Origin of the sequence: Mesorhizobium sp. M1E.F.Ca.ET.041.01.1.1 (genome assembly GCF_003997355.1) — a bacterium.
GTDB lineage: Bacteria > Pseudomonadota > Alphaproteobacteria > Rhizobiales > Rhizobiaceae > Mesorhizobium.
On record NZ_RZSL01000675.1, the window covers coordinates 1 to 2,915 of the forward strand.

2 protein-coding genes and 1 pseudogene are annotated in these 2,915 nt (G+C 62.4%); 2 read left to right on the forward strand and 1 reads right to left on the reverse strand.

Annotation, left to right across the window (positions count from 1 at the left end):
• Positions 1-175: 175 nt before the first annotated feature.
• Both EOA38_RS32410 and EOA38_RS32415 read left to right on the forward strand, forming a co-directional pair.
• Positions 176-484, forward strand: coding sequence for a hypothetical protein (locus EOA38_RS32410; protein WP_126093529.1), 309 nt, complete (start codon positions 176-178; stop codon positions 482-484).
• Between the two features lie 365 nt (positions 485-849).
• A complete protein-coding gene (locus EOA38_RS32415; RefSeq protein ID WP_127301144.1) occupies positions 850-2,667 on the forward strand; it encodes a hypothetical protein in 1,818 nt (605 codons plus the stop codon).
• 21 nt (positions 2,668-2,688) lie between these two features.
• On the opposite strand, the pseudogene EOA38_RS32420 reads toward EOA38_RS32415, so the two are convergent.
• A pseudogene (locus tag EOA38_RS32420) lies at positions 2,689-2,915 on the reverse strand (GDP-mannose pyrophosphatase); the annotation flags it as partial.

The window sequence follows — 2,915 nt, forward strand, 5'->3', positions numbered from 1 at the left end:
GTGTGCCCCCACACCCGCGCGCCGGGCTCAGGCAATTCTCCCCCACGAGAAGGCGCCGGTCACCTTAGCCCGCCGCGCGGGTGTGGGGGCACACCCAGCGGCGGGTTATCGGCCCGTCTTCTGCCGAATATTAGCATCCTCTTGACGAGGTGGAAGCCAGCGCCAGACTCGTTGCATGGCGAAGGGCTCTATTAGCATCGGCGACGAGGTCGCCATCACCGCGACCGTGCGACGGCGGGTCACTGAAGACCGCATCAGCGTCTCGATCCCGTCCTACGGCTTCCCGCACTCGATCGTCGACCGCACGTCCAAGGTGAAGAAGGGCCAGCCGGTCGAGTTGATCGGCGATGTCACACATATCGATGGCGAGTGGGTGACGGTCAATCTCGGTGTGCCGGTAACGGTGAACATCGACACGCTCAGGCTGGTGACAGCCTATAAGCCGCCGACCAGGAAGGCGCCTTTGGTGGACAAGCCTAGATGAGCTGTCTCGTTTCGGGACCAGAATGCTGGCACCTGTCTTGCATTGAAGATATTGCCGGTACCTCCTCCACCGGCCCTGGTCGGGGGGCCAGGATACCTAATCTCGCCGGGCTTGAGGTGGCGGGGCCTCGCCCGGCGAGTCTTTCTTTCAGCAGTCGCTAAGAACTGGAGTCTTCGCACCAGATGATGGGATTCACAGCGATTCCATTTCGATCTAAGATTCATCCGAAGCCTTGGCGAAGGAGGAGTGTTGGCGGCTCGATGCAGCACCGCTGAGGCACCGGCAACGACTGCTGAGAAGGCAAGGTTACCCGATCGAAAGCTTTTCCGTGCATCAATGGCTGACGCGCATGGGAAGGGCTCGGGATGTCGACAATCGGGGCGATCTACCGCCGCACCCCTGCCTCGGTCGCGATCGTCTGGCTGGCGCTCAGCGCTGTTCTGAGCCTGCTGCTGTTGCAAGGCAAAATGCCCAACGGCGACGTCGACGACCTGATGAAGCTGCATGAAATCAGGCATCTGCTGCAAACGGGCAATCCGTTCGACAGGACGCTGACGGGCATCGCCCAGCCCGAACCCATGGTTTCGCACTGGCCGTGGATCGTCGACGCGCCCTATGCGCTGATGGCCGCTGCGATTGCGCCCTTTGTCGGGATGGAGGCTGCGGTCGCAGTCGCGGTATTCACCGTGCCGTTGCTGCTGCTGCTGGTCGCAGTGACCTTGCTTTTCCTGCTGATCAGGGAATTCGAGTTCGAACACCCCGGCGCGGTGCTGGCTGTCGCTGCGTTTGCCGGACTGCCGTCATTTTCCGAATTTCAACCCTGGCGTATCGACTACCACAATCTGCAGATGCTTGTCCTCCTCGGCGCGGCGCTACTGACGATCCGTGGCGGACGGGTTGCCGCCAGGCTGAACGGGGCGTTGATGGCGCTATCCACGGCGATCAGCGCCGAAATGGCGCTGTTCCTTGTTCTGCCGGCCGGCTTCTATGCCTTGGCGTTCATCGCCGGTAAGAGCGATGCAGGGAAAGATCTCAGGGCTTACGGTCTCGCACTGGCGGCTGCCGGTATTGCAATGTTCTTTGTGGTCGTAGGGCCTCGGACTTATACAAGTGCCGCTTGCGACCGCTATTCGCTTCTGCACCTCACCGCGCTTGCAGTCACCGGTGTTACGCTTGCGGGCATCTCCACCGCGGGAACGGCCGGAAGCTGGCGGATAAGGGCCGCCTGTCTTTTGGTCGCCGCCTGTGCGAGCGCCGCGCTGCTTGTGTTCTTCTTTCCCCAGTGCGCGGGTGGACCGCTTGTCGGCGTGAGCGACTACGTGCGCGGAAATTGGCTTTTGCGCATCGACCAGGAACGCAGCATCTTCTACAGTGCGGACTTTATAAGCTCCGACCGTTTCACCCGTTTCTTCCTCGCCATTCTGGGCACTGCCGCGACATGCATCCTGGCCATCTCCGGCACGACAAGAAAGCGAACCTGGGTGGTTCTTGCGGTCTTCTCGACAGTCGGCCTCCTGTTAGGACTGCTCTATCTGCGATATCTCCGTTTCTTCCCGCTTTTCGTCGGTCCTGGGACAGCCCTGCTTATCCACCAGGGCCTTCCTGTCTGGCTGCCGCTAAGGCGCTATTTCGGCATAAGGTCGAACAACGGGTTGCCCGGCGTTTCGCTTCTTGCCGCTCCTGGAGTGGCGATTATCGCTGCCCTTTTTGCGGGCCATCTGGTCTGGCCTCCCCAGCTGACGAAACCGATCGGCATCGACATCGCCGACGCTTGCGAGAAAGCCGATGCCGGTCCTCATTTCGTCTGGCCGCAAGGCGCACGGCTGTTTGCGCCTCCCAATATCGGGGTCGCCGCGTTGGGGTCGCCGGTCGCCCTCGATGTCGTGGCCGTTCCCTTTCACACGGCGGCCAAGGGCATTGAGCGCGTCCTGCGATTTTTCGATCCGGCTACGCCGGACCCGGCGCGACTGCTCGATGAAACGAAGGCCACCCATGTGGCGGTCTGCCGCGTGGAGGAGACAACGCTCAAGTCGATCGAAGCCCAATTCCCGCTGGCCAGCCGCTTGGCGACGGGAAAGCCACCGGACTGGCTGACGGAGTGCCCCGTTGCCGGGCCGCTGCGCATCTATCGATATTCGGCGGCAGGCGGCCCTTCCGGCCAGTGTCCTGTCGCGGGCCAATGAGCCTAGGCGCCGTGACGTCCGTCAGGGCGCGATCGGGTTCAACTTCAAATGCTGGATCAGGATGATGGTCTTGGCGTCGACGATGCGGCCGTCGGCTATGCCGGCCAGCGCCTCGTCGAGCGGCATCTCCAGAACCTCGATGTCCTCGCCCTCCTCCGGCGCCCCGCCGCCATCGGAGATGCGGTCGGCCGGCGAATAGCGCGCAACGAAGAACCAGAGCCTTTCCGTCACGCTGCCGGGGCTCATAT

Bases quoted from the DNA above. Each gene is read 5' to 3' on its own strand.
- EOA38_RS32415 (WP_127301144.1), top strand. From the start codon at position 850: ATGTCGACAATCGGGGCGATCTACCGCCGCACCCCTGCCTCGGTCGCG.
- EOA38_RS32410 (WP_126093529.1), top strand. From the start codon at position 176: ATGGCGAAGGGCTCTATTAGCATCGGCGACGAGGTCGCCATCACCGCG.